This is a genomic window from Treponema sp. UBA7567 (genome assembly GCF_002476655.1).
GTDB lineage: Bacteria > Spirochaetota > Spirochaetia > Treponematales > Treponemataceae > Treponema_D.
Genome location: NZ_DLLH01000027.1, coordinates 151,323 through 177,867, shown reverse-complemented (window position 1 = coordinate 177,867; position 26,545 = coordinate 151,323). Strand labels below are relative to the sequence as shown.

At 39.6% G+C, this 26,545-nt stretch carries 24 protein-coding genes; 12 read left to right on the top strand and 12 right to left on the bottom strand.

The features are described 5' to 3' along the window. Positions 1-159: 159 nt before the first annotated feature. Complete coding sequence (locus B3Y13_RS03590; RefSeq protein ID WP_296668112.1) at positions 160-2,331, top strand: radical SAM protein; 2,172 nt, start codon at positions 160-162, stop codon at positions 2,329-2,331. Here the strand turns inward: B3Y13_RS03590 and B3Y13_RS03585 are convergent, their stop codons facing one another. Then, the gene (locus B3Y13_RS03585) at positions 2,332-3,126 is read right to left on the bottom strand and encodes a hypothetical protein (RefSeq protein ID WP_296668113.1); all 795 of its coding nucleotides are present in this window, start codon (positions 3,124-3,126) and stop codon (positions 2,332-2,334) included. It abuts the gene before it with no gap. A 345-nt stretch (positions 3,127-3,471) separates the two neighbouring features. Between B3Y13_RS03585 and B3Y13_RS03580 the strand changes: the two genes are divergently transcribed. Further along, on the top strand, positions 3,472-4,194 hold the full coding sequence (locus tag B3Y13_RS03580; protein WP_296668114.1) for a TMEM165/GDT1 family protein: 723 nt from the start codon (positions 3,472-3,474) through the stop codon (positions 4,192-4,194). A 90-nt stretch (positions 4,195-4,284) separates the two neighbouring features. Here B3Y13_RS03580 and ettA read toward each other — a convergent pair whose 3' ends face one another. From ettA to argC, 3 genes are all read right to left on the bottom strand, one after another. Continuing rightward, positions 4,285-6,048 carry an energy-dependent translational throttle protein EttA gene (gene ettA, locus B3Y13_RS03575; protein WP_296692770.1) on the bottom strand — a complete coding sequence of 588 codons (1,764 nt, stop codon included), beginning with the start codon at positions 6,046-6,048 and terminating at the stop codon, positions 4,285-4,287. 105 nt (positions 6,049-6,153) lie between these two features. Beyond that, a complete protein-coding gene (locus B3Y13_RS03570) occupies positions 6,154-7,272 on the bottom strand; it encodes an ABC transporter ATP-binding protein (RefSeq protein WP_296668115.1) in 1,119 nt (372 codons plus the stop codon). A 179-nt stretch (positions 7,273-7,451) separates the two neighbouring features. Then, entirely contained in the window at positions 7,452-8,411 is a 960-nt protein-coding gene (gene argC / locus B3Y13_RS03565) for an N-acetyl-gamma-glutamyl-phosphate reductase (protein ID WP_296692767.1), read from the bottom strand. Between the two features lie 214 nt (positions 8,412-8,625). Between argC and B3Y13_RS03560 the strand changes: the two genes are divergently transcribed. Beyond that, positions 8,626-10,068 (top strand): OmpA family protein, encoded by a 1,443-nt coding sequence (locus tag B3Y13_RS03560; RefSeq protein ID WP_296692764.1) that lies wholly within the window; start codon positions 8,626-8,628, stop codon positions 10,066-10,068. 14 nt (positions 10,069-10,082) lie between these two features. Here the strand turns inward: B3Y13_RS03560 and B3Y13_RS03555 are convergent, their stop codons facing one another. Next, positions 10,083-10,859, bottom strand: coding sequence for a hypothetical protein (locus B3Y13_RS03555; protein ID WP_296692762.1), 777 nt, complete (start codon positions 10,857-10,859; stop codon positions 10,083-10,085). 318 nt (positions 10,860-11,177) lie between these two features. Here B3Y13_RS03555 and B3Y13_RS03550 point away from each other — a divergent pair, with 318 nt between their 5' ends. Next, complete coding sequence (locus B3Y13_RS03550) at positions 11,178-12,845, top strand: Na/Pi cotransporter family protein (RefSeq protein WP_296668118.1); 1,668 nt, start codon at positions 11,178-11,180, stop codon at positions 12,843-12,845. 61 nt (positions 12,846-12,906) lie between these two features. Here the strand turns inward: B3Y13_RS03550 and B3Y13_RS03545 are convergent, their stop codons facing one another. The 3 genes from B3Y13_RS03545 to B3Y13_RS03535 all read right to left on the bottom strand — a co-directional run bounded on the left by B3Y13_RS03545 (position 12,907) and on the right by B3Y13_RS03535 (position 15,912). Then, entirely contained in the window at positions 12,907-14,334 is a 1,428-nt protein-coding gene (locus B3Y13_RS03545) for an NAD(P)(+) transhydrogenase (Re/Si-specific) subunit beta (protein WP_296692760.1), read from the bottom strand. Between the two features lie 11 nt (positions 14,335-14,345). Continuing rightward, the gene (locus tag B3Y13_RS03540) at positions 14,346-14,642 is read right to left on the bottom strand and encodes an NAD(P) transhydrogenase subunit alpha (protein WP_296692757.1); all 297 of its coding nucleotides are present in this window, start codon (positions 14,640-14,642) and stop codon (positions 14,346-14,348) included. Between the two features lie 145 nt (positions 14,643-14,787). Next, the gene (locus B3Y13_RS03535; protein ID WP_296692755.1) at positions 14,788-15,912 is read right to left on the bottom strand and encodes an NAD(P) transhydrogenase subunit alpha; all 1,125 of its coding nucleotides are present in this window, start codon (positions 15,910-15,912) and stop codon (positions 14,788-14,790) included. Positions 15,913-16,224: 312 nt separating this feature from the next. Here B3Y13_RS03535 and B3Y13_RS03530 point away from each other — a divergent pair, with 312 nt between their 5' ends. Beyond that, positions 16,225-16,953, top strand: a complete 729-nt coding sequence (locus tag B3Y13_RS03530) for a class I SAM-dependent methyltransferase (RefSeq protein ID WP_296666602.1) — start codon at positions 16,225-16,227, stop codon at positions 16,951-16,953. Here B3Y13_RS03530 and B3Y13_RS03525 read toward each other — a convergent pair. Genes B3Y13_RS03525 through B3Y13_RS03510 form a run of 4 tightly spaced genes read right to left on the bottom strand, consistent with a single transcriptional unit; the run spans position 16,950 to position 19,889 of the window. Further along, positions 16,950-17,885: a PSP1 domain-containing protein gene (locus tag B3Y13_RS03525; protein ID WP_296666604.1), complete on the bottom strand. Its 936-nt coding sequence runs from the start codon at positions 17,883-17,885 to the stop codon at positions 16,950-16,952. The two genes, B3Y13_RS03530 and B3Y13_RS03525, sit on opposite strands and share 4 nt — an antisense overlap. Before the next feature lie 17 nt (positions 17,886-17,902). Continuing rightward, the gene (locus tag B3Y13_RS03520; protein ID WP_296019515.1) at positions 17,903-18,457 is read right to left on the bottom strand and encodes a YaaR family protein; all 555 of its coding nucleotides are present in this window, start codon (positions 18,455-18,457) and stop codon (positions 17,903-17,905) included. Further along, on the bottom strand, positions 18,458-18,865 hold the full coding sequence (locus B3Y13_RS03515; RefSeq protein WP_296019513.1) for a bactofilin family protein: 408 nt from the start codon (positions 18,863-18,865) through the stop codon (positions 18,458-18,460). Between the two features lies 1 nt (position 18,866). Beyond that, positions 18,867-19,889, bottom strand: a complete 1,023-nt coding sequence (locus B3Y13_RS03510; protein ID WP_296019510.1) for a M23 family metallopeptidase — start codon at positions 19,887-19,889, stop codon at positions 18,867-18,869. Between the two features lie 296 nt (positions 19,890-20,185). On the opposite strand from B3Y13_RS03510, the gene B3Y13_RS03505 reads away from it, so the two are divergent. The 7 genes from B3Y13_RS03505 (at position 20,186) to B3Y13_RS03475 (ending at position 26,511) form a co-directional block, all read left to right on the top strand. Further along, positions 20,186-20,968 (top strand): TatD family hydrolase, encoded by a 783-nt coding sequence (locus tag B3Y13_RS03505; protein ID WP_296019508.1) that lies wholly within the window; start codon positions 20,186-20,188, stop codon positions 20,966-20,968. Beyond that, positions 20,969-21,949 (top strand): tRNA dihydrouridine synthase DusB, encoded by a 981-nt coding sequence (gene dusB, locus B3Y13_RS03500; protein ID WP_296692752.1) that lies wholly within the window; start codon positions 20,969-20,971, stop codon positions 21,947-21,949. An 82-nt stretch (positions 21,950-22,031) separates the two neighbouring features. After that, positions 22,032-23,618, top strand: a complete 1,587-nt coding sequence (locus tag B3Y13_RS03495) for a hypothetical protein (RefSeq protein WP_296666611.1) — start codon at positions 22,032-22,034, stop codon at positions 23,616-23,618. Then, positions 23,615-24,739 (top strand): diguanylate cyclase DgcA, encoded by a 1,125-nt coding sequence (gene dgcA / locus B3Y13_RS03490; protein WP_296019502.1) that lies wholly within the window; start codon positions 23,615-23,617, stop codon positions 24,737-24,739. The genes B3Y13_RS03495 and dgcA overlap by 4 nt, the downstream gene beginning before the upstream one ends. A gap of 5 nt (positions 24,740-24,744) precedes the next feature. Next, positions 24,745-25,380: a rhomboid family intramembrane serine protease gene (locus B3Y13_RS03485; RefSeq protein WP_296019499.1), complete on the top strand. Its 636-nt coding sequence runs from the start codon at positions 24,745-24,747 to the stop codon at positions 25,378-25,380. Next, a complete protein-coding gene (locus B3Y13_RS03480; RefSeq protein WP_296666614.1) occupies positions 25,359-26,078 on the top strand; it encodes a hypothetical protein in 720 nt (239 codons plus the stop codon). Before B3Y13_RS03485 ends, B3Y13_RS03480 begins: the two co-directional genes overlap by 22 nt. Positions 26,079-26,115: 37 nt before the next feature. After that, complete coding sequence (locus tag B3Y13_RS03475; RefSeq protein ID WP_296666616.1) at positions 26,116-26,511, top strand: hypothetical protein; 396 nt, start codon at positions 26,116-26,118, stop codon at positions 26,509-26,511. Positions 26,512-26,545: the final 34 nt, after the last annotated feature.

Genomic DNA, 26,545 nt, shown 5'->3' with positions numbered 1-26,545 from the left:
AATAATTTGAGATATTATCAATTTTATAGAGAGCCTAAAAAGTTCTCTGGTTATTTAATTCTCAGTGGCTCGCAGATTTAGATCTGGGGCTTTTTTTTTGCTGTTGAGGCGGTTTTTGAGTAATTTCTTTCATTTTGATAAATGTGTTAAAATGTTTTTATGAATGTTTTGATTCTTCAGCCTCCAGTCATGCAGCTTAATACTGCTTATCCTAGCGGAGCGTATCTTTCTGATTTTTTTAAGCGTGAAAACTGCCTGACTAAGTGGGTGGATTTAAATATAGAACTTTTTTATTCAATTTTCTGTAAATCCGGGCTGGAAAAAATTTTTGAGCTTTCTGAACAAAATGCTTTAAAACTTGCCCAAAAAGCTGAAAATTCTGGTGATGAAAATACTGCCTTTAACTTGCGCAGATATGTCTGTCAGAAAAAAAATTGGATTGATTGGATTGACCGGATTGTTCAAATTTTGTGCGGAAAAGTTTTTGAAAGCGCCCATGCCTTTGTTTTTGGAGCGCATGTTCCTCGTGGAAACCGAATGGAAAATTTTCTGGCAAATCTCGATCACGATTTAACGACCGACGATGCACGAAGCCTTGCAAGTTTTGCGCTGGTTGATTTTGCGGATTTTATAAATGTTGCTTTTGACAGAAATTTTAGTCTTGTCCGTTACGCGGAAAGTCTTACGATAAGCGAATCTATTTTTAGCGAAATCGAAAAAGGTGCTGACAGCCCGATTTTAAAAGAATTTTATGTTCCTCTTTTGGAAAAAAAAGTTGTTCCAGAAATTGAAAAAATACTTTCTGAGGCAAAATCTGTCGAAAAAGACGAAAAAATTCTTGTCTGCGTAAGCATTCCTTTTCCGGGAGTTTTTGCCGCAGCCTTGGCTACTGGAAAATTTTTAAAACAAAGATATTCAGAAAAAATTTTTGTAAGTTTTGGCGGTGGTTTTGTTAATACGGAACTTCGCGAGACAAAAGAAAAATCTCTGATAAAGTATTGCGATGCGATTAGTTATGACCGCGGATATGCTTCTTATAAAAAGTTGCTGGAAATTTTAAAAACAGAGCAAAAAGCGGAAGAAATTTATAATTTTCGTCAGTTTGTTTTGAGAAATGATTCTTGCGGAACGGAAAGCGTCCAAATTTTGGAACCAGCAAAACCAGATTCTCAAGAACTGAATTATGAAATTCAAATGACAAAATCCGTAATTCCTGACTTTACGGACATTGATTTTTCAAAATATCCGCGTTTGATTGACGACACAAACCCAATGCATCGTCTTTGGTCGGACGGAGCGTGGATAAAAGCATATATGGCTCATGGCTGTTATTGGCATAAATGCGCATTTTGCGATGTTACTTTGGATTATGTAAAAAGTTTTTGTATGACGGATATTAAGCTGTTGTACAAAGGACTTTTAAAACAATGCACAGAAAAAAATATTTTTGGAATTCATTTTGTTGACGAAGCTATGCCGCCTGCTGCAATGGTTGCATTTGCAAAAGAAAATATTGCTCACGGTTCGCCTTTGAGCTGGTGGGGAAATATTCGCTTTGAAAAAAACTTTACTCGCGATATTGCAGATTTTTTGGCTTATGGCGGTTTGGTCGGTGTTAGTGCCGGGCTCGAAAGTGCTACAGGAAACGGACTGAACGCGATTCACAAAGGTACGGATTTGGAATCGATTGTCGGAGCATGCTGTGCTTTTAAGGAAGCTGGCATTTTGGTTCATGCCTATATGATTTTTGGATACTGGTTTGAAAAACCATTGGACTTAATGAATTCGATGGAAACTCTTCGGCAATTCTATGCAAACGGTCTTTTGGACAGTTGTTTTTGGCATAAATTTGTTTTGACCAGACATTCGCGGGTTTACGATGAATGGAAAAAAGGACTGCATCCAGAATTAAAGGTTCTTGCTGAAAAAAATATTCCTTTGTTTGCAAAAAATGGTTTGCATTTTGAAGGCGAAAAATCTTCCGAAAAATATGCCCAGGCACTGGAATTTTCGCTTGATGAGTGGATGCACGGCAGAAATTTAGAAAAACCGGTTTATAAATGGTTTGGTTTTAATGTTCCAAAGCCAGATGTTGGCTCAGACTTTATTCAAAAAATGATTGAAAAATATGAAAAAAAGCGCGATTTGGAATTTTCAAAGCCTCTTCCAGAAAATAAAGAAAAAATTTTCTGGCTTGGCGGTGAAAAAATTCTTGTAAAGACAAAACACGGTCAAAAACTGCGCTGGTTTTATATGGGCGAAATGCAGGAAGCAAATGCTGATTCTGACGAAAAAACTATGCGCGGACGAGGATTGTGCGTTTTGCCGTAATTAACCGTTGAGAGAAATATGAAAAGAAAGTCCGAGTTCTGTATTTGAAAAGACATAGGATTTTTTATGTAAAAATTTTGAATCCGCATTCAAGCCATTTTTAAAAGCCAAAAAAAGCGTGACTGCGACTGGTTTTGTGTCAAAAATTGCTTCTGCTCCGTAATTTAAATAAAGATACGGCTCTATGTGCTGGTTTTCGTTGAACAGGAGCGGAGCGAACGAAAAATAATAGTTGTGTCTGATTGATTTTGAAATTTTTGTGTTGTATTCAAGCCCGACACAAAAAGCGTTGAATTTAAAAGTGTCGTCTTTTGCGGTAGAAAAACTTTTTGCGTAAGAATAATTGTAGAAAGAATAACCAAAAAATGGAATAAAAGTTCCTTTGTAAATTCTAACTGAAGGCAGAAGATATTGAACATCAACTTCGATACAGCGCAAAAGTTCGTTGAGCTGTTCGTTTGAGTGGTTAAAATCCGGATTGTCCGACCATAGAATGAATTTGTGTTCCGTAAGACCTAAATTCATCTGCGCTTTAAGCATAGGAATTTTTTCTAAATATGCGTGATATAAAATTCCGTAGAAAAAAAGAACTTCCTTTTTGATTGAGGCAGAATTGGATTCTTTTGACATTATTGAGTTATTTAGCGTCTGAAAACCCATTGTTGTTTCAAAAGTCCAGTCGATTCCTTCAATCGGCGAGATATGTTTTACCGCCGCAGAAAAACTGTCAAAAATGCAGAAAAAAATGAGAAAAATTAAAACTGTGATTTTCTTTTCGTTTCTTTTAATTTTCATGACGGTTTATGGCTTATATTGAAGTATTTTAGAAAAATGGACGGACTAATGCAATAATGTGAATTTTATTTGATAAAAAACAGTTGTTTTAGACTAACTTTTTTTAAATTCACCTAACAAAAATAATTTTGCTATAGTTTGAATATAAATTACCCGTGAGGGAGTAGCAGACTTATTTTTAAGTAGAAAGTCAACATACTGGTTTTACCTGGCTTTCTTTAATTTGCGAGACTCATGCGCAGAAAAAATGGGAATTCTGTGCATGCGTCATAAAATTGTAGATTTTGACCTGTGCAGTTTTGCTCAGGTCTTTTTTTTGCTTATTTTAATTTTTTGGAGAAAAAGATGGAAAATCTTTTAGCGGTGTTCTTTACGGTTATGATTACGGATTTTGTTGCTGAATTTGGCGATAAAACTCAGTTGCTTTTGATTGGAATGACTTCAAAATATAAAATCCGTGACATTGTTCTTGGAACTTTGGCAGCTGTTTTTGTTTTGAACGGAATTGCAGTTTTTATTGGCGGAGCATTGAACGAGCTTTTGAATTCATTTTTGTGGGCTGTAAAATTTGCAGCTGCCGCCGCTTTTATTTATTTTGCCGTAACGACTTTAAAATCGGACAATGATGAAGACGAAGAAGAAAGCGGAAGTAAAATAAAATTTGCTCCGCTGGCTGTTTTTTGTACTTTTTTTGTTGCTGAACTTGGCGACAAAACTCAACTGACCGCAGTAACTTTTGGCGCAAATTACGGGTTGAGCAAAGTTTTTGTCATTTGGTTTGCGTGCTCAATTGGACTTTTTGCCGCCGATATAATCGGAATGTTAATTGGCTACCTTTTAAAAACAAAGGCTCCGGAAGGAGTTTTGAAAATTCTTTCGTTTGTTTTGTTTGCCGGATTTGGAATTTTTACGGTTTATCAAGGATTGTCGCTTTTGCAGGAAAGTCTTGCGGTAAAAGGTTCAGGCGCGGTTATTCCGGTTTGGTTTGTTCTGGCAGTTGTTGCTGTTGTTTTTGCAGGACTTTGTATTTTGCAGCTAAAATTGAATAAAAGCTCAAAGGTGAAATAATTTTTTAAGAAAGCAAAAGTTTTTTTAATTGCAATTTTTTGAAAAAAAAGCTCTGGTTTTTTAGCCAGGGCTTTTTTAGTTTTGAATGTTTTATCGCGTAAGTTTGCGGTACACCGTTTTGTGCGGAACTTCATCATCAATTCCGAGAACGGTCTTTTTCCATTCAACGTATTCAGACCAGTTTCCTTCAAAGAAGTGAATGTCCGAATTGTTTTCAAACGCAAGAATGTGAGTTGCAACGCGGTCTAGGAAGTAACGGTCGTGGCTTACTACAAGCACAACTCCGGCAAAACTGTTGATTGCTTCTTCGAGAGAGCGGGTTGTCGAAATGTCCAAATCGTTTGTAGGTTCGTCTAAAAGAAGAACGTTTCCTGCTTCTTTGAACATAAGTCCCATATTTAGGCGGTTTTTTTCTCCTCCGGAAAGAACGCTGATTTTTTTGTTTTGTTCAGCAGAATTAAAATTGAACCATGAACAGTAAGCGTGGGCGTTTACTTCGCGAACTGCGCCGTTAAGAGGGCGGCCTTTTTCGTCTACGGCACCAAGTTTTACAAGGTCGCTTCCGCCGCTCAAAGTTTCGTAAATTGTTTTGTTTGGATCGAGCTTTGAGCGCATCTGATCTACATAAACCAATTTTACGGTTTCGCCGATTTTGATTTTTCCAGAATCAGGAAGTTCCTTTCCTGTTGTTCCGTCAGGCAATTCAATATCTTGTCCAGCGGCGCTTGCAATCATTTTGAAGAGAGTTGTTTTTCCTGCGCCGTTTGGACCGACAATTCCAACAACCGCTCCGGCAGGGATATGGAAGTCGAGGTTTTCAAAAAGAAGCTTGTCGCCAAAAGATTTAGTCAATTTTTCAGCATCAATTACAACGTTTCCGAGGCGTGGACCTGCTGGAATAGAAATCTGGCTGTCTTTAAGCTGAATTCGTTTTGATTCTTCGGCAAGAAGAGCTTCGTATTTTGTAATGTGCTCCTTGTGTTTTGCCTGACGGCCTTTTGCTCCTGCGTGAATCCATTCCAATTCTTCTTTCATTTCGCGCTGACGAACGCTTGCTTGTTTTTCTTCAAGTTCAAGACGCTTTTGTTTTGCTTCGAGCCATTCAGAATAGTTTCCTTTGAACGGATAACCTTCGCCCCGATCCATTTCCAAAATCCAGCCGGCAACATTGTCCAAGAAGTAACGGTCGTGAGTAATTGCAATAATTGTTCCTGGATAATCTTTTAAATGGCGTTCAAGCCATGCGACAGTTTCTGCATCGAGATGGTTTGTAGGTTCGTCCAAAAGCAGAATGTCCGGTTTTTGCAAAAGAAGTCGGCACAAAGCAACACGGCGGCGTTCTCCTCCAGAAAGGACATCGACAATCTGGTCAGGCGGAGGGCAGCGGAGTGCGTCCATTGCAAGTTCAAGATTATTGTCCAGATTCCAGGCATCTGCGGCATCGAGTTTTTCCTGAATTTCGGCCTGGCGTGCGCAAAGTTTGTCAAAATCAGCGTCAGGATCGCCAAAAGCTTCGTTAACTTTATCAAATTCTTCAAGAAGGTCTGTAATCGGCTTAACGCCTTCTTTTACTACTTCAAGAACAGTTTTTCCTTGTTCAAGATAAGGTTCCTGCTCAAGATAACCCATTGAATAACCCGGCAAAAGTTGAGTTTCGCCAGTGTAATCTTTATCAATTCCTGCAAAAATCTTAAAAAGCGAAGACTTACCGGCACCGTTTTCACCGATAACACCAATTTTAGCGCCGTAGTAATAAGAAATCGAAATGTCTTTAAGAACTACTTTTGTGCCGTAAGCGCGACTAACGCGGTCCATGGTATAAATGATTTTTTTGTCGTCGAATGTTTTAGCCATAAAATTAGTATAGCAGAAGTTTGCTTTTAGTTATAGACACCGGCAAATTTGTGTAAGTTTGCATAAAAAAACCAGCCTTTCGGCTGGTCTGCATATATGGTTAAATTACCATGTTTTTTCAATTTCTGGTTCGCAGATGTTGATTTCTGTGTCAAGATCAAAGAACTTGCATTTGTCCATTCTTGGAACAAAGTTTACTGTGTCGCCAAGCTTTGGATTTACTGAAGGGTGGCATTTTGCAACAACCTTTGTATTCTGAATTTGTACAAAAACGTGTGTTTCTGCGCCGAGCGGTTCTTTGTTTGTAACTTTTACAGAAATATTGTTTTCTGCTGCCGGAGCATCCTGATAAATGAGGTCTTCTGGGCGAACGCCGAACCATACTTCTTTTCCAACATAAGCCTTAAGGTGTTTTTGCTGAGTTTCTGTTGGAACGAGTTTGAATGTTCCTTCGTTTGCTACAACTTTATCACCGTTTGCTTCAATATTTACTTTGAAGAAGTTCATTGGAGGAGTTCCGATAAATCCAGCAACGAATTTGTTAATCGGGTGATTGTAAAGATAAAGCGGAGCACCAATCTGCTGAATGCGTTTTTCTGACATTACAACGATTTTTGTACCCATTGTCATAGCTTCAATCTGGTCGTGTGTTACATAAATCATTGTTGCCTGAAGACGGCTGTGGAGGGCAGAAATTTCTGCACGCATCTGAACACGGAGTTTTGCGTCAAGGTTAGAAAGCGGCTCGTCAAACAAGAATACTTTTGGAGAACGAACGATTGCACGTCCTACAGCGACACGCTGGCGCTGGCCGCCGGAAAGAGCCTTTGGTTTGCGGTCGAGATATGTATCGAGGTCAAGAATTTTCGAAGCTTCGCGAACACGGCGGTCGATTTCTTCTTTGTCAATTTTGCGGATTTTAAGACCATAAGCCATGTTGTCGTAAACTGTCATATGTGGATAAAGAGCATAATCCTGGAAAACCATGGCAATGTTGCGGTCTCTTGGCGGAACATCGTTCATAACTTCGCCATCAATTAAAAGCTGACCGCCAGTAATGTCTTCAAGACCGGCAATCATGCGGAGAGTTGTAGATTTACCACAACCAGACGGACCTACGAATACACAAAATTCGCGGTCTTCAATTGTTACATTAGATCTTTCTACAGCAAGAACGTTGCCGTCGTAGATTTTTGTAATACCTTTAAGTTCAATCTTAGCCATTTAATCCTCTTAACAGTAATAAATTAAAAAATTACTTTTATTATAATAACATTTAATAAGTATCAAAATCAATAATCTGAGTGCTCAAAACACTTTAAAACGCGGTTTTTTATATGGACGAAGTTAACCGTCTAACCGGCTTTTCGTGGCTGCGGTCCTTCGGACTTGCTTTGCAACCACTACAATCCGGCGTAAGTTAAGCCTGTAGACTCGTCAATTCCCATCATAATATTCATGCACTGAACGGCGGCGCCGCTTGCTCCTTTGCCCAAATTGTCAAAGCGGCTTGTAAGAACCAGCCTTTCGTCGTTGCCGCAGACAAAAATCTGCATGCTGTTTGTTCCGGCGAGTGTGTTTGCAGGAATAAAATTTTCTGTAAGTGTGCCTTCGCCCAAAAATTCTGCGCATTTTACAAAACGGCTGGAATTGTAGTGTTCCTTAAAAAGTTCTGTAAGCTGCTGGCCGTTGAGTTTTTTTTGCATAAGTCTTGTAAAAAGGCTTACAGTTACGGTCATGCCTTCAAAATAATCGCAGACATAAGGGTTAAAAATCGGCTTGTATGCAAGTCCGCTGATTTTTTGCATTTCTGGAAGGTGTTTGTGTTCCTGTGTGAGCGCATAAAGACGCGGAGACTTTAATTCTGGATTGCGGTCTGGAGATTCGTACTGGGCGATTGCTTTTTTTCCTGCTCCCGAGTATCCCGACACTGCATGGCAGACAACCGGATAATCCGGAGAAATTATTCCATTTTTGATAAGCGGATAAACGAGAGAAATAAAGCCGGAAGCATAGCAGCCTGGAACTGCAACCCTGTTTGAAGTTTCGATTTTCTGTCGATGTTCCTTTGAAAGTTCTGGAAAACCGTAAGCCCAATCTGGATTTGTGCGGTGAGCTGTTGAAGCATCCAAAATACGGGTTTTTGGGTTTGTGCAAAGATTTGCGGCCTCGATTGCGGCTGCGTCCGGCAGGCAGAGAAACGTAAAGTCGGACGCGTTTATCATTTTTGCGCGTTCTTGGGGATCCTTGCGTTTTTCCTCATCGATTAAAAGAATTTCGATGTCGCTGCGTTTTTCGAATCGTTCATAAATTTTAAGACCGGTTGTGCCGTCTTTGCCGTCAATAAAAACTTTGTAAGCCATTTTTTTGTCTCCAAAATTATTTGCGTTAGGGGTTGGAGTGGCCGCGAAGCGGGTGCAAAGCACCGGTAGCCACGGAAGACCCGGCGGAGATGTCCAAAAAAAAACTCAAATAGATTTTCGGGTCAAGCCCGAAAATGACAGAAAAGATACTTTTTGGACATCTCCGCAACGCCCAGATTCTTTAAATATATATTTTTTGACCGATAATTACGATATGAAACACAGAACTTTTTGGATATTTTTTTTGATGGCTCTTTTTGCGGCGTCTGATACCGGAATTTTTGCTCAGGCGCAGGCTGTAAAATTGCATTATTCGGGAAAAGGCGGATATTCGCTTGTGGAACGGACAAATTTGCGCCGTTATGTGAACGGAAAATATGTCGGTTTGACGAGCAGGGAAGTTCGTTCTTTTGTAAGTCCGAGCGAGCCTCCGTTAATGCGTTTTAAGGCAAAAGGTTCTGTTTACGAAAATGACCAGTGGTATGACGGAAGTTTTTATGTAATGGAAGAAACTTTGCGTAATTCTCAGGCTGCCGGAGCAGGGATTCACGAAGCTGTTCAGTCGGTTTTTCATATTTCTAAAAACGGGCAGCTTACAATGTACAAGGATAACGGTTATCCGAGTTTTAGGAGTTTTCCGGCTTATACTGCGGACAAGGTGAATGTCGGAGAAAGCTGGAAGGCTGTGGCGGAACGTTCGGTTGATCCGCTCAATAAAGGCATTTTTACAAAAATTCCGATGCAGGTTCTTTATACTTTTTCTGGCGCAGAAACTTATAGAGGACAGGCGGTTTATAGAATCAAGGCAATCTGGCAGACTTATTATGACGCGCAAAACCGCGATTTTGGAGGGGATTCTTCGCTGCAAAAGGCTCGTGGAGGGCACAAGGCGGATATTATTGTTTTGCAGGAAACCGGCGAGCCGATTTTGACTATTGATAATGTTGACGAGACTTTTTTTTGGATTGATGGGACCCAGGTAAATTTTAAAGGAACGATTACGCTTTTTACTGAATTTCTGCCGGCGTTTGACTCTCAGAGAATTATGGCGGCTTTAAAACGCGTAGCGACGGTTAAGAACGGAAAAAACGGAATGGACAAAAATTTCTCTGGAACGGAAAAATCAGTTTCTGTCGGAACTGTGGCTGGTTCTGGAAAATTGGCAGTTCCGGACAAAAAACTTTCGGCTGAAAAGTCTGAAAAAGTTGCATCTGCTGGAAAAACTGAAAAATCGCTGTCAAAAAATGGACTAAGCGCAGAAAAAATTGATGACGTTTTGCCAAAAAACAATATTGTTGCGGAAGAAGTTTCGGCAGGAATCCGTCTGAGTATTCGTGACATAAAATTTGCTCCGGACAGTGCGCAGATTTTGTCTGGCGAAAGCAAGCGGCTTGACGAAATTGCAGAGGTCTTGAAAATGGCTCCGAATGCGCAGTTTTTGGTGGAAGGCCATACTGCAAGCGTTGGAAAACCAGCTGGCGAACAAAAACTTTCTGAGCAGCGCGCTTGCAAAATTGCGGAAGAACTCAAGGCGCGCGGTGTAAAGGCTGGAACGTTTATTTGCCGCGGCTTTGGCGGAACAAAACCTGTTGCTTCTAACGAAACAGACGAAGGCAGGGCGCAAAACCGTCGTGTTGAAATTACGATTTTAAAATAAAACTTGGCTTTGAATTACGAAAAATTCCAGATTTCGTTTTTGTGAATTGTTCCTAGAGCGTGTGCTGCCTGAACTATGTTTTGATTATTTTGAGCATGCATAAAGTTTTTGAGGTCGATCGAAAAACGGTTCATTGAAAAATGCTGAAATACAAAGACTTTTTGCCATTCTTCTGGAGCGGAACTGTAAGTTTTTTTGAGCTCGTTTTTGTATTCGGTAAAAATGCCGTTCTTTTTGAGCTCGCTGTAGCCGACAAGAAAAATTTCCGGTTTTTCGGCTTCGGTTTGCGCGGCGCGGCAGAGAGAAATATGAAGTTCTGCGGTTTTTTGGGCCATGTAAACTTGGCTTTCTAAAATCAGGTTTTGGATTTTTTTGTTGCCTTCGCTCAAAAGAAATTTTATGTGCTTGGTTTTTGCTGTGTGAACTGGCGTTTTATTTAAGATTATTGCGTTTTTGCGGAAATCTGTATTGAATTCGGGATTTTTTTGAAAAAAACTTGCCGCGATTTTTCCGCTTTGGCCGACAAGATATTTTTGATTTTTGGACAACTGCTCGTCTTTTCCGGGATTGTCGCCGATTACAATCAGCCGAATCCGGCTTTGTTCTGTAATTTCGTCGAGAGCGGTGTTGTAAACGACTGGATTTTCGAGAGAATAATCTGGAGTGTCTTTTTGCGCTGCGTTTTTTTGAAGCGGAATCAGAATTGAAGAAAATTCTTCTGAAATTTTTTTGCAGTAAGAGCGAAAATCGTTGCGAAAATTTAAAAAAATATTGAATTGTTCGGCTGTCATTTTTTTATGATAATGAGAATTTTGAATTTTGTGTATTGGCGAATAAATTGAAAGGCAATAAACCGAAAAAGTAAATTTTACGCCGGATGCGGCGGCCAAAGTTGCCGAAAGGCAATGAGCGCGAGCGAAGCCGGAGCAGCCGGTTTTTGGATAAAACTTACGGAAAAGGCGAGGCAAAACTTTGAAAAAAATGCCGTCCAAAATAAAATAAGATTAAGAAGTTGAAACTTGTCTGTTTTTTTGTGAATTACCTATCTTTTTTATTAAAAATTGGTTAGAATGTGGCGAGTTTTGTTATTTTTTAGTAAGTAGTTTTTTATGGTTTTGAACATTTTTGCTCAGGTTTTTGGTTTTGTTGGCTCGCTGTGCCTTTTGCTTTTTGGAATGAATATGCTTTCCGACGGAATTCAGAAAGGCGCGGGAAGTAATTTACAGAAGCTGCTTGGAAAAATTGCAGGAAACAGATTTACGGCGGTTTTGACTGGAATTGGTGTTACGGCGATTATTCAGTCGTCTGGCGCTACTACCGTAATGGTTGTGAGTTTTGTCAATGCGGAAATGCTCACGCTCAAACAGGCAATTGGCGTAATTTTTGGCGCAAATATTGGCACGACCGTTACCGCCTGGATTGTTTCGCTTTTTGGATTTAGTTTTTCGATTGCTGATGCGGCAATTCCTCTTTTTGGAATTGGCTTCCTTTTAAAACGCATGAAAAAATTCAAGATCCACAATTTTGCAGATTGTTTTATGGGATTTGCAATTTTGTTTATGGGGCTTGACCTTCTTCAGAAAACGTTGACCTTGAGTTCTGAATCGGCGGCTGTTTTGCAGCATCTTACGAATTTGGGAATTGGCGGACTTTTGCTCGGTGTATTTATCGGAGCGGCGGTTACGGCTCTTATACATTCGTCTTCTGCTATGACGGCGATTGTTCTTACGATGGCGGCAAATAACTTTTTAACTTGGGAACTTTCGGCTGCCTTGGTTTTGGGAAGCAATATCGGTTCAACGATTGATGCTGTTATGTCGGCTTTTGGAGCTACGACTAATGCAAAACGTACGGCGCTTGTGCATGTTATGTTCAATGTTATGGGAACTGTAATTGTTCTGTGCTTCTTTAAGCCTTTCTTAAGTCTTGTTGATATGATTGTTCCTGGAACTCCAGCTTCAAATATTACAACTCATATTGCAATGCTCCATACGATTTTTAACGTTTGTTCTACATTGATTTTCCTTCCTTTTGTCGATCAGATTGCATTTCTTGCAACTAAAATTATTAAAACCACTCCAGAAGAAAATAATTCGCATTATAGATTTCCGGCAATTTTGCCTAACAGCCACGTTTCGGCAGATGTTTACCTTTTTCAGATTCAGAAAGAAATTTCAAAAATGTCTGCAAAAATAATGGAAATGTTCGATATTATTTCGAATACTCTTGCGAGCGCAGGCAAAAATCCTCAGGAAGTTGAGGTTGAAAAGTCGGTTGATTTGGTTCAGCAGCTGGAAGAATATATTGACGAAATGAACGAAGCAATCACTCATTTTTTGCAGCATGTTTCTCGTCTGCCGAATGCAAACCACGAAGACAGAGTTCATTTTTCGCGGTTGATGACAATTACAGATACGCTTGAAAACTTGAGCGATGAAAATTCTTCGATAATGTACACGCTCAAAAAGTACATTGAAAGCGAAAGTTTTAATTTTGTTTCTGACCAGACAAAAAAAATCTGTGGCTATCTTGAATCGGTTCGCCTTTTCTATGAACGAGTTTGCGTAAACTTTACGATTGGCATGACAGGTGAACAAAAATATGAATACGAAAAGCTTGAAAACGAAATTGACCGTACAAAGAAGAACTTAAAATACGAAAGCCGCAAGCGAATTGAATCTGGAAGCGATGTAAAAGCAGAGCTTGCTTATATCGATCTAGTAAGAAAAATCGAAAAAGCCGGCGACTGCATCTACACAATAGTTCAAGCTATTTAAAAAAAGTCCGCAAAAAAATGCGGACATTTTTTTGCGGACACAAGTAAAATCAATTCAAATTTTATTCAGAAAATTCCGCAACAAGCTGCGTTATAGTCTGCTTTGCGTCTCCGTAAATCATTACAGTGTTGTCGTTTGTGAAAAGCGGATTCTCAATTCCCGAAAATCCTGTTCCTTTTCCGCGCTTCAAGACAAAAACCGTGCGCGCCTCGTAAGCGTTCACAATCGGCATTCCGTAAAGAGGGCTGTCAGGGTCGTTCACCGCGCTCGGATTCACAACATCGTTCGCGCCGATTACGATTGCAACATCGACATTTCCCATCTGAGGATTTATTTCATCGGCTGTTTTTAGCTGCTCGTACGGAACATTCGCTTCCGCAAGAAGAACATTCATATGTCCAGGCATTCGGCCCGCAACCGGGTGAATCGCAAAGTTCACTTCCGCGCCGTTCGCCTCGAGCTTGTCGCAAAGCTCCTTGACCGCATGCTGCGCCTGAGCAACCGCCATTCCGTAGCCCGGAACAATAACAACGTTTTTCGCAGCCTCAAGAATAAGATAAGCGTCATCGACAGAAATAGCCTTCGGCTCTTTTGCAGGACCAGCCGCGCCTTTTTTCTTTGAGCCGCCGAAACTCTTGAACAAAAGGCTTCCAAAAGTGCGGTTCATCGCCTTGCACATAATCAATGTCAAAATCAATCCCGAAGCCCCGACAAGACAGCCAGAAACAACAAGAACCGTATTGTTGATTGCAAATCCGGCAAAAGCCGCCGCAAGACCAGAAAGCGCGTTCAAGAACGAAATGATTACAGGCATATCGCCGCCGCCAATTGGAATCACCATCGTAAATCCGAGAATTATGAACGCGGCAGTCGAGACAACGATTCCGGCAAATTCAATGTTCTGAAAACCAAAAACATTCTCTTTAGAAAAGAACGAATACGCGGCAATTCCGGCAAGCCCGACTGCGCACAAAACAGCGTTAACAGCATTTTTCGCAGGAATTTTCCAGCCCTTAAAAGTCATCTTTCCGCTAAGTTTTCCCCATGCCACAAGCGACCCTGTAAAGGCGACAGCTCCGATTGCAATTGTAAGGCCGAGAGAAACCGCCGTAAAAGAATCGCCCTTGTCAGAGCAAAGATACTGCGTAAGCGCGACCAAAAGCGAAGACAAGCCGCCGAATCCGTTGAAAAGAGCTACAAGCTCCGGCATTCCAGTCATCTGGACTTTCTTTGACCATATCGCGCCGATTACCGTTCCAACAAGAATCGCCGCCGCAATCCAGACATATCCGTTTAAAATCCAGTTATCAGAATTCCACGAGCCTAGAACCTCGTTCTCGCACAAGACCGTAACAACCGCAATCAACATTCCGACGGAAGAAAGAAGATTTCCTTTCCGCGCAGTCGGAGTCTTTCCCATAAGCTTGATTCCGCGGATAAAAAACACGCACGAAACCATATACAAAATTTTAATCAAAATATCGCTCATAAAAATCTCCGTTATTTTTTCGTGTCGTCTTTCTTTTTGAACATTCCAAGCATACGGTCAGTAACCATATAGCCGCCGATAACATTTATTGTCGCAAAGACAATCGCAAGAAAACCAAGAACTGCGCCAAGCTTTCCTCCAACTTTAACAGCAACCGCCGTAATGCTCACCGCGCCTACAACCGTAATTCCTGAAATCGCGTTCGTTCCAGACATCAGCGGAGTGTGCAGCTGGCTCGGAACTTTTGCAATCAGCTCAAGCCCCAGAAAAGCCGCAATCACAAAAACAAAAATAAGCATAATATCCATAATTTTCTCCAGTTAAAAATATTAAAAGTCAGGGGAAAAGCCTTTCCCCTAGGCTCAACTAAAGTTTCGCCATACCCCATTCTCCTAAGGGCTGCGCCCTTAAAAACCCGCCGGCTTTAATCAAAAGTGAAAAACCGCAAAAATCCTAATCTTTGAATCTCTCGTGGATAATTTTTCCGCCCTGAGTCAAAAGGCAGCCTTTCATAATCTCGTCGTCAAGATTCACTTTAAGCTCTTTCGCTTCCTTGTCATAAAAATGCGTAAGAAACGCAGTAATGTTTCCAGAGAACATTTTTGACGCGTCGTAAGGAACCTGCCGCTCAAGCATATCGCCTGATATAATCGTAACGCCGTTTTCTGTGACGACATTCTCAAAAAGCTTTGAGCCTTCAACGTTTCCGCCGGTTGAGCACGCCATGTCAACAACAATCGAGCCCGGCATCATCCGGTCAAGAACATTCTTTTCGATAAGGCGCGGAGCTTTTCTTCCAAAAACTTTCGCCGTCGTGATTACGATATTCGCTTTCTCGCAGACTTTCGCCTGAGCCTCTTTCTGCTTTGCAATCTGCTCGGGCGTAAGCTCTTTCGCGTAGCCTTGCGAAGTCTGCCCCATCTCGCCCAGGTCGATTTTCAAAAACGAAGCTCCAAGAGACTTTACCTGCTCCTCAACGACAGGACGCGTGTCAAAAGCGTCAACACGCGCGCCAAGACGTTTTGCGGTCGCTATCGCCTGCAAGCCTGCAACACCGACACCAATAACAAAAACGCGCGCCGGATTTATTGTTCCGGCAGGAGTCACCATCATCGGCAACGCCTTTGGAAGATGCGAAGCCGCGTTCAAAACCGCGACATATCCTGCAAGCGAAGTCTGTGAAGACTGAACGTCCATTTTCTGCGCAAGGGTAGTACGCGGAATCATCTCAAGCGAGACCGCCTGAATTCCGTTCTCCGCAAATCCGTTCAGCAAGTCTTTCTGATTGAAAGGGTCAAGATAGCTCAGATGAAGTGTGCCGCTTTTTATTCCGTTTATGCTTTCAGGCTTCATAATCCGCACGATTATTTCGCTGTCGCCGTACGCGCTTTCCTCGCTCTCCACAACAAAAGCTCCGGCAGCCCTGTAAGCCTCGTCGCTAAAACCGCTTTTCAAGCCCGCTCCAGACACAACCTTGATTTCAAATCCCATCGAAACAAGTTTTTTTACATCGTCGGGAATAAGAGAAACGCGTGTTTCTCTTTCGTCTTTTTCCCGGCAGACAAGAACTTTTTTCATAAAACTATGCACTCCTTTTTTTATTGGAATTTTTGCACAGCAAAAGCAAACTGCCAAAATGTGCTATTTTCTTTGAATAAACCATTTTAATTTTAAGGCTGAATTTAAAAACACGCAAATTTGAAGAGATAAAATTCGTGAGCTTAGCCCGGATCGGAACGGCGCGGAGCGTTCAAAAGGCGGAAAAATTTTCCGGCTTTTGAATGGAGCGCAAGCGGAACCGTGCAGAGCCGGTTAGAGCGAAAAATGTGCTCCAAAAATTTAAGAAAATAAAACTTTCGTAATTTGAGATTTGACTTTATAATTTTTATTATGGAAATAAATCAGAACATAGCAGAATACTATGATGAGTTATATCCTGTTACTGAAGAACAAAAAGTGTTTTATCAAAAAAAAATGATTCTGTTCAAAAAACCGGTTAAATTTTTGCAGATAGGCTGTGGTTCGGGGACTTTTGAACACAATCTTGCACGGGAAGGTTCGGACGTTACGGGAATTGAAACTTCTCAGGAACTTTTGGAAAGTGCAAACCGGAAAAGGCGGACTCAGTTAATGGCTGTCCGTTATTTTCAAATGTCGTCGCTAGAAATGACCCGTTTTTTAGGCAAAAATTTTTACAATATTATTTCGATTTTAAATGGCAGAATTGTTTTTACGCACGACAAAACTTTAATGAGAAAGTTTTTTTTTGATTGCCGGCAATTGGTTTCCGAAAATGGTCTTTTGATTCTTGAACTGCCAAATTTTGGAAATTATTCTGAACTTGAAAAAATTGAATTTCCAGTTCGGGAAAGCATTCGTTCGAATTTAAAGTCTGTAATTGAAAAACGCGGCGAAAATTTTTATCTTGAACAGGTTTTGACGAACAGCAATGACAAAAAACTAGTTGTAACGCAGAATGCGCCGGTTTACCTTTTAACAACTTCCGAAATTGAAAGTTTTGCGCTCGAAGCTGGCTTTTCTAAGGTTGAATTATACAGCGATTTTGCTGAAAATCCGTTTACAGAAAAAAGCCAGAGAGTTGTTGCTGTTGTAAGCTAGTTGATTTTCCAGCGGTTTGAATTTTCTTTTTCAAACCGTTTTGCTGGAATTTCGAGAATGCGGCCGTCTTCGCCGAGCATTTTTATCATTTTTGTGAGCGGATTTACATCTGTGATTTTGAATTGGGTTCCGTCGTAAAAAATATGAACACCTTCGTTTGGCAAGGTTTTTCTTGCTTCCGAATACCAGTTGAATTCATAGCTTAAGCAGCACAAAAGTCTTCCGCACTGTCCGCTGATTTTCATGGAATTTAGAGAAAGCCCCTGTTCTTTTGCCATTTTGATGGAAACTGGAGCGAGTTTGTCGCTTACGCAGTGGCAGCAGCAAGGTCTTCCGCAAACTCCAAGCCCGCCGGTAATTCTGGTTTCGTCGCGTACGCCAATCTGTCTTAATTCAATGCGCATTTTAAAAATGCTTACAAGGTCTTTTACAAGTTCGCGGAAATCTACGCGGTTTTCGCTCGAAAAAAAGAAAAGAGCCTTTGATTCTTCCAAAAGAAAGTGCACGGAAACAAGCTTCATATCGAGTTTGTGGAGAGCGACTTTTTCTCTGAACGTTTTGAATGCAGATTCTTCTTTTTCCGCAAGTTCTTCGTATTTTTTTAAATCTGCGTCTGCTGCTTTTCGTTCTACGGTTACAATGTCTGACGGTTTTATGCCGATTGGATGGTTTGCTTTTCCTAAAACTGTTGCGAGGTCTTTTCCGTAGCGTGTTGGAATTATGATGGCATCGCCTTTTTTTAGTTCTGGGAATTTTTTAGGAACAGAACAGTAAACGCCTTCGCTTGAATATTCCAATTTTGCAAGATAAAGCGGTTTTGGATAAATAAAATTTTCATTTGTTCCGCTGGTATTTTTGCGGATGTCCGAATCTTCCAATGCTGAAATATTTTCGTTTTCGTCATCTATATCGTTTTCAAAAATGTCACTCATTTTTTTCCTCCAGAATTTTAATCGGCAAGTAAATCTACGATCAGTCCGTTTAATTCTTCAATTTTTGCAAGTATATTCAGGTTTTTGCTGTGGTTGTAAATTATGTCGTTCGTAAGAGTTTCAAGTTTTTCGTTTATAACCTGAATTTGCACAAAATATGCCGGCTTTCCTGTTTTTGTGTCAATCAGCGGAAAACCTCGTTTTTTCCGTTTATAAATCAGAACTTCATAATTGTTTCTGGTTACATATTTCATAAAGTTGCTGAGTTTTTTCCGGTAATTTTCGATTTGCTCCAAACTTTGGTCTGAAGCGAGTTTGTCGCCGGCAAAGTCCAGTTCGTCTTTTAAAAAGACAACTGCCTCTTCAATTTCCATTCCCGCAAGTTCTATTGGAAGTCCTTCGCTTGCAAGATTGAATTCTTCTTGTTTTTTTTGAAGGGAATTTGCAAAAAGACTTTTTTTTGTCGTTGCTGTTTTTGAATTTTTACTGGCTTCTCTGGCTTTTTGTCTTGCGGCTTCCTGTGTTGCGGCAAAATAAAGGGACTGATTTTTTATTGCGTCGATTCCAGCCATCTAAATAACCTTGCTTCGAATTGCCTGCTGATCCAGATATTGTCTGCTAGAAGCTTTGAATTCATCTTCGTTGCTGAGAGAAATGCAATGTCCGTTAAAGATAACATCATCTTCAATTTGAAGGCTTTTTGTCATAATGTCGCCTATGACCACGGAATTTGAAAGCAGTTTGATTCCTTTTGGAGCGGTTATGTCGCCAAGAACAATTCCGCCAACAACAATTGATGAAGCTGTTATATTACCTTGAATTTTTGCACGTTCGCCAATTATTATGTTGCCTGGACTTTCGATTTTTCCTTTTATATCTCCATCAACTCGAATAAATCCATTTATTTTTATATCTCCTGAAACAAATGAACCAGGACCAATGAGCGTGTTGATTGAAATATCGTCGGAGGTGAATGCCATTTTATTTTGAAAGTTTTACGTTTACGTATTTTGCAGGATCTACTACGTCCGAACCAATGTGGATTTCGTAGTGAAGATGAGGACCTGTCGTAATTCCAGTGTTACCGATTGTGCCGATAATCTGTCTTTGTGAAACAAAGTCTCCTTTTTTTACGCGTGCTGTCTGCATATGGCAGTAACGTGTGTAAATTCCGTGTTTGTGCTTGATGATTACAAAGTTTCCAAAACTGAAATCATAACCTACAGAAACGACTTGTCCGTTTGCGGTAGCTACGATTGGGTCGCCGTTTCGCCATGTAGAAAGGTCAAGTCCTTTGTGGATATACCATTGGCCTGTAATCGGGTGCATATTCTGTCCAAAAGGCATGGAAACATGTCCGATTCCTCCGCGGATTGGCCAGATGTTTGGAATATCTGTAAAAAGTGTGCCCTGGCTTTCGAGCATTTTTCCAATCTGTTCGATTGGCTGAACCGCATTTTCAAGATAAGAATTCAACTGGCGGATATCTGTTGCTTCTCTTGTTGAGCCTGTAACCTGACTTTTTGTGTCAAAAAGCGAAGAAAGGTCGGAGTCGTTCATTGAAGCTTTTGAAACTGAGCTTGAACTGTCAATTCCAAGGAGCGAAAGAGACTGCGAAAGTGATGATTGAAAACGCTTTGCTGTCTGTAAGAGATTGTTGTTTTCATCCCGAAGCTCGTCAAGACTTGCAAGTGTCTGACGGTTTTCGTTCATTAAACGGCTGATTTCTGCGCTCGAACCGGCAGCCTGTCTGTTAAAATAAACAAAGGAAGAAATAATTCCTACTATAAGCACGATTCCAAAGCAGAGTGCAAAAACATTCGTCTGGAAATTTACGACTTTGCTCTGCGAATGCGGAACAATCATAATTGTAAGTCTGCTGTCGCAAATTTTGAAAAATTTAACAAAAAAGCGTCCAATCTTCGAAAAACCTGCTTTTAAAACAGACATAAAAGAAGAAGCGATGTTTTTTTCTAATTTTTTATAATGCCGAGTTTTAGCCATTTTTTCTCCGGTGATTGCAGTTCACCATAAATTACTGAAATATTTAGGAACAATAGTCTCCAAATATGCCATTAACATTTTATCATAACAAAGCGCTATGAATATGTCAATTTTAGCGCTGTTGTTGTGAAATAACGTCTTTTTAGTTGCTTGTAAAATGCAATTCTTTTTCAAGCCCCTTTAATTTGACAATATATAATTTCTCGTATATTCTATCGGTATAAATTAGTTTACAGATTACTTGTTTTTTTTGCGGGTGCTCTGTCATATCATTTTCTATTTCGGAAGAAAAAGCCATGCAATTTTTTGATACTCACGCTCACATCGGGCTTATTTACGATGATCCTATTGAACAGTTACGCGTTATTACTCAGGCACGCCTTGCCGGAGTTACACGCATCGTTTCTATCAATAATTCTCTGATTGACTTTAAGAAAGTTTACCAGACTTTAAAAGCAATTCCGGGAATTTATCATGCTGTCGGTGTTGCTCCATCTGAAGTTACAACTCCGGGAAAAGATTGGATTGATATTATTGAAGAAAGTCTTTCTTTGCCAAATGTTGTTGCTGTTGGCGAAACTGGTCTTGATTATTTTAAGCAGTTTGGCGACAAACGCACACAGATGGAGCTTTTTATTACTCAGCTTGAGCTTGCAGAAAAGCATCAGCTCCCTGTAATTATTCATAACCGTGATGCAGGAAAAGATATTTTTGATGTATTAAAGCACAGAATTCCTTCAAAAGGCGCAATTTTGCATTGTTATAGCGAAGATGCTCCTTTTGCAAAAAAATGTCTTGAAGCTGGATTTAACGTTTATTTTTCTTTTGCAGGAAATTTGACTTATCGCAACGCAAGAAATTTGCACGAAACGGTTTTGAATATTCCTCATGACAGAATTTTAATCGAAACAGAAAGTCCGTTCATGATTCCTGCCGAATTCCGCGAGAAAAAACGCACAATGCCGGCTTATTTGCCTTCAACTGCAAAATTCCTTGCAGAAATGCTGGAAGTTCCTCTGGAAGATTTGAGCAAGCAGCTTTGGACAAACAGCTGTAAAGTTTTCAATTTGCCGGAATAAATGAGCTCTCTTTATCATCCAGTTTCTATTGGTTCTCTCAATTTAGGCGGGAATGTTTTTCTTGCTCCTATGGCAGATTTTTCCGATGCAAGCTATCGAAGTATTTGTGCTGACTGCGGCATGGATTTTGGATATACGGAACTAATCAGTTCTGAAGCGCTTGTTCGGGATAATAAAAAAACTCTTGAGATGATGAGGCGTGCGCCGAACGAAAAGGCTTATGCCGTTCAGATTTTTGGTTCTTTGCCGGAAACCATGGCGCATGCGGCAGAAATTGTTCGAAAAGAAACTCGATGCGAATGTATTGATATAAATTGTGGTTGTCCGGTTCCTAAGGTTACAAAAACTGGAGCTGGAAGCGTTTTGACTCGTGAGCCGGAAAAACTTTACTCAATTACAAAAGCTGTTGTTCAGGCCGTGGATGTGCCGGTTTCTGTAAAAATTCGTACTGGCTGGGATTCAAAACACATAACTTTTAAGGAATGTGCTCAGGCGGCGATTGAAGCTGGGGCAAAGGCAATTACTTTGCATGGAAGAACAGCGGTTCAGGGTTATGGTGGAAGTGCCGATTGGAATTCAATCAAAGAACTTGTTGAGTATGTTAATGGAAGAATTTGTGTTTTTGGAAACGGCGACATAAAAACTCCGCAAGATGCTCAGCGCATGCTCACAGAAACAAAATGCGATGGAATAATGATTGGAAGAGCCGCTCAAGGAAATCCATTTATTTTTAAGCGGGTGCGGGAATATCTGACGGAAGGCACAGTTTCTGAAATTTCAATGTCAGAGAGTTTGGCAATGGGATTTAAGGAAATGCAGCTTTTGGTTGATTCAATCGGCGAAAAAGCAGCTTGCCTTAAAATGCGCGGCCGTTTTAGCAACTACATAAAAGGCTTTGACGGAGCAAAAGAACTTCGCTTAAAAGTTATTGCCTGTTCAACGCAAAATGAATTTAAAGAGGTTTTGCAGCAGTATCTGTAACGGCTAAATCAAAAAACTGTTTTTTCTTATGTTTTTGTCGGGTTGTAAAAAACTTTTTTTAAATTTAGAATAAATAGTTGTTATGGGGATTTTATCATTTTTAACTGACATTTTTGAATCAATTTTTATGCCCTCGTCCCCGGAAGTAAAGAAAAAACAGGCTTTGCATAAAATTGAACAGGAATTAAAGCTGATTCAGCCGGTGATTTTTAAAAACGGTTTTTTGCAGCCGAATTTTGCCGAGCTTTTTAGAATTCTTTTTGAAAATTCAAAAATTCTTGAAGAATTGCTTTCTCAGACAATTTGCAGCGCAGATATAAAACGAAAGACCTTTTATGAAGCTCAGCTTTTATTAACTGGATTTTCTGATATAAATCAGGAAAAACTCGAAAATCTTGGATTGGAAAAAAGAAAGCAGGAAGTTCTTGATTCGAATTTGCCAATGAGCAGGGTTTTTGAAAATCAAAGACATACTTTAGAATATCTTTTAAAAGAATTGAATTCACCGGAATTTTTTAAAATTGATGAAATTATTGCGTCCTTGCAGCAGTTGAACGACGTCTGTCAATTCAATTATTTGAATATAATTCATAATTTTGACCCGAATTATTCCGCTTTGATTTCTGGTTATAAGGCAGATTTTTTTGCCTGCGTTCCAGAGGCAATGGCAAATTCTCTATTAGATTTTTATTATCTTACGGCGCATTTTAAAATAACTTCAGCGCTCGGACGGGCAGTTGTCGCCTTGGCAGAAATACGCAGTGGCGGAAAAAAACTTGATTCTGCAAGTTCAGAAAAATATCTCGAAGCCTTAAAAAAAATGAATTCGGTTCTTGTAAAATTTCTTAAGCCCGAAATTCAATTAGAAGTGATTCGTCTCGCTAAAAAAGAACCAGAGCTTGTTCCTCAGACTGCAAGTTATAAACCTGGCTCGCGCTATCGTTTTGCAGATTTTATGAAAGAAAAATTTGTTTCCGACGAAACGAGAATTAAAACCGAAATTAAGGACAGCACGATTTCGACAGATTTAAAAAAACTTTTTGAAGAGAATCCGCTTGAAGAATTTTTTGCCTATAACAGCCAGAACAGTGCAAATATACGGTCTAATTGTACAAAATCATACGATTGGATTACACCTTTGCAGATTGAAAAAACGTTTGCAGTTCATTATTTTACGGATTCGATTCAAAATCTTCTTGAAGACATTGTAATTGAAGGCTTCTTTGAAAATCCGTCGATTAAAAAATCTTTTTCAGATGCGGTTTACGGCTGCGAAGAATGTGTAAAGGCTTTGGGAGAATTTGACAGCTCTTTTGAACGTGAAGGAAAAAACGATCAGGCAGTTATCGAAGGTTTTATCCGTGACGGTCAGCGCGATGCAGATTTTGTAAAAAAATTGGAAGCAACTGTCGATAATATAAATGCACAGGCTTATGAAACTGTTCAAAATTTTGCATCGCAGTTCTTTGATTTGTACAGACAGATTGGCGACCTTTTTATTGATTCAAAAAAAGTAAAGCCAGATTTATGTTCAAATATAAAAGTTTTGCTGGGCTCTTCACGAAACAGAGAAAATTCCAACAGGCTGGAAACTCAGCTGGAAAAGTGGGCAATTTTTCTTGAAATAATGAAGAATTACGTTATAGTTGGAGAGGTCGAAAGGAAATGAGTCAAAATTTATCACATTCAGAACTAACTCCAAATTTAAATCCCGAATATGCTGAAATTGTCAGTCAATATGAAAAGAAGATTTATGATTTAAAGACACTTCTGGAAATTTCTCGTTCGCTTTGTTCGACAATTGAATTTTCGCAGTTGATTGAGTCAATTCTCTATACTTGCATGGGACAGTTTAGGGTTTTGGGGGCCGGTGTTTTTGTTCCTGAGCCTTTGGATTCGGATTATTTTGTTTTGAACAGAAACTATAACGGTCTTGAACTTGATCCGAATGTAACTTATAAAATTTCAGTGTCTAATCCGCTCATAAATGTTATTACAAAAACTGACAGAGTTTTTACGATTGATGAATTAAAGGCGGAAGTTCCTGCCTATGCGGATTTGGAACCGATCTCTTCTTTAAAGCCGTCATTGATTGTTCCGCTTGTTCAAAAAAATCATCTTGACGGAATTTTGGTGCTTGGCGAAAAAATTTCTTTGCCTGAAGAGCAAGGCTACAGTTCGTACGAAAAAGAATTGATTTTGACAATTGCCTCTCTTGCTGCTGTTGCGATTTATAATTCAACTTTGCTCGAACGTTCTTCTACCGATATGATGACGCACTTAAAACTGAAATATTTTTTCTACAATGTGCTTACGGACAAGCTTGATGTTGCTATGACGCAAAATTTGCCGCTTGCTGTAATTATGTTCGATATTGATTTTTTTAAAAGATTTAATGACACTTACGGTCATGCCTGCGGAGATTATGTTTTGCAGACAGTTGCAAAAATTATACGCTCATGCATTCGTTCCTGCGATTTAGCAAGCCGTTACGGTGGAGAAGAATTCACCGTCATGCTGGACAAAACCGGAAAAGACGATGCAATGACTGTTGCAGAAAGAATCAGACAGCATGTTGAAGAGTATGATTTTTGTTACGAAAATCAGCATGTAAAAGTTACGATTTCGATAGGCGTTACGGTTTTTGATTCTGAAAAAAATCTTGTTTCTTCGCCAAAGCAGCTTGTTGATCAGGCTGACCAGGCTCTTTATGTTTCAAAACGCAGCGGAAGAAACCGGGTAACTTTTGCAGACGAGAGACTTATTTCCGAAATTAAAATTACTGAATAAAAAATATGGCATCGATAATACGAAAACCTTTTAAATACAGTTTTAAAAATGCAACGATAATAATCGTTCTTATAAATGCAGGAATTTTTTTGCTTGAAAAAATGTTTCCGCAAATTCAATATTTTTGTTCACTGAACGTCTATAACTGTTTTGTATACAAAATGTTTTGGCAGCCTTTTACTTATATGTTCATACACGGAAGTTTTACCCATGTTTTGTTTAATATGATTGGACTTTTTTGTTTTGGACTTGCGGTTGAAAAGGCGATTGGCACAAAAGAATTTGTTTTGATGTATCTTCTGATTGGTTTTGCAGGCGGAATTTTTTCTTTGGCGGTTTATTATTTTTTCGGACTGTACAAAGTTTTTTTGATGGGCGCCAGCGGAGCGGTTTACGGAATTTTGCTTGCTTATGCAATTCTTTTTCCAAGAAGCACAATTTTTATTTGGGGATTGATTCCAGTTCCTGCGCCGATTTTGGTTCTTTCTTATGCTCTGATTGAATTTTTTGAACAGTTTTTTTCGTTTAGGGACGGAGTTGCACATTCTGTTCATTTGGCAGGATTTGCATTTGCCTGGCTGTATTTTGTTGTAAGGTTTGGAATAAATCCGTTAAAAGTATGGAAAAACGCTTACCGATAATTTTGTTTTTTTCGATTTTTGTTTTTTTGAACGTGAATTTGAATTCAATTTTTGCCCAAAATTTAAATCAGGAGCGGAAAATTCAAATTCTTTTGTGGGCAGAAAAAGAAGCTTTTCCAGGTTTTGTCTGGAATGAAGAGGAAAAAAATCTTGATTTGGAAAAAAACGAAAACGTTCTTCCGGTAAACCGTTTAAAAAAAACTGCGCCTTTTTTTGTTCAAGGAATGCTTTACGGTTGGAAAGTTGAATATACTCCTTACGATAAAGCCCGCGGTGTTAAGGAATATTTGAATTTTGAGCCGGTTCAAGAGCTTACGCAAAGTGAATTAAATTCTATTCAATATAAAAATCCGGCTTTTAAAGATGACAGGCTTTATTGTCGTGTTGAATTTGAAAGAAGTGAATTTCAGCAGAATCTTTATAAATCGTGGCAAACTGTAAAAAATCCGAGAATTCGTGGTGTTGGCTATGGAAAACTTCAAGACGGTTTTGCCGGAATTGAGCAGGCCTGCGCAGAAGCAATAAAAAATGCAGTTCGGGAATATTGGCGCGCGCAAATTAAAAATAAACCAAAAGAAATAGAAAGCAGACTTTTAATCTGTTGTGCTCCGGTGATTGGCGTTGAGGCCGGTCGCTATCGTGTTATGCTTGATTTTTTTATGGAAACCGATAGAATATTAAATTACGAAATGTTTTGAAGCATAAAATTATCGGGGGTTGGGGAGGAATTTAATAATGAAAAAAATTTGTGCCATTGCAGCAGCAGTATTTTGTTTTTCTGCCGTTGCATTTGCAGACGAAATTGACGATCTTTTAAAACCTAAGCCGGATAACGGAATTGAAACAATTATTCCGGAAGACCAGCATGTTACAAATAAAACCGCTAAGGTTGAGCTACAGTATACTCCGCTTACTGACGAAGTACGCTTGTTCTATACTTGCCATGCAGTAGCTTTTGATCAGGGCGAGGCAATGAATACAGCGCTTGCTGTTTTGAAAGATTTTCAGGATCAGCACGATGAATATTACGGATATAAATATATGAAACGCGATACCGTAAAATACTACAAAGACGAAAAAACAGGCTTTAAGTGGGCTATGTATCAGTCTTTTGTTAGGTTTCAGCGTTAAATAAAAAACAAATTTTTGTCAGAAATATGAGCTG